Raw genomic sequence first — 571 nt, 5'->3', positions numbered from 1 at the left:
GGACTTGGCGCCCACCGGCCCGCTCAGGCGCCGGTGGGAGGCCATGGTGCGGGTGGGCACCCACACCACCTGCTGGCCGGCCCCCAGCAGGGCATCGGCCACCGCCCGGCCCAGCCCGGGGCCGCCCTCGATCGCCCAGAGCACCGGCCCGCCCCGGGCCAGGGCCCGGGCCCAGTCCAGGAGCTTGTGCACCGCTTGGGGCCCGGAGGCGGTGGCCAGGGGTTTGCCCAGGCGGGTGCCGTCCTGGGCCAGGGCGACGGCTTGGTGCATGTGCTTGTGCGGGTCGATACCCACTGTCACCATGACAGGGTCCTGTTCTTCCTCGAGTGAGGACGGGACGAGTGCCAGGGCCCTGCCCTTGGGGGACAGATCTACTGTGAGTGAACTGTGCACAGGCTTCTATGAGGTCACTCCCAGGGGCGGGGCTTTGGCCTGCGAGCGCTGGTGGACAGGTCCCACGTCAGGTCCGTGACGGACAGATCTTGCTTGAGTCACCCCAGCGTCGCGGTCAGGGCGGCTCCCGTCGAAACCCTCCCCGACACTCACCATGATCCCCAGTAGATCTTGCTAC

At 69.9% G+C, this 571-nt stretch carries 1 protein-coding gene; it reads right to left on the bottom strand.

The genetic code is table 11. From position 1 onward, the window contains the following. Positions 1–303 (bottom strand): IS110 family transposase (locus tag D474_RS30295; protein ID WP_040704651.1); only part of this gene is annotated, 303 nt, incomplete at its 3' end. Between the last annotated feature and the right edge of the window lie 268 nt (positions 304–571).

This window comes from Nocardiopsis salina YIM 90010 (assembly GCF_000341025.1).
Classification (GTDB): domain Bacteria; phylum Actinomycetota; class Actinomycetes; order Streptosporangiales; family Streptosporangiaceae; genus Nocardiopsis; species Nocardiopsis salina.
Note: the sequence above shows the minus strand (reverse complement) of the source record. Positions and strands in the feature narration are given on the sequence as shown.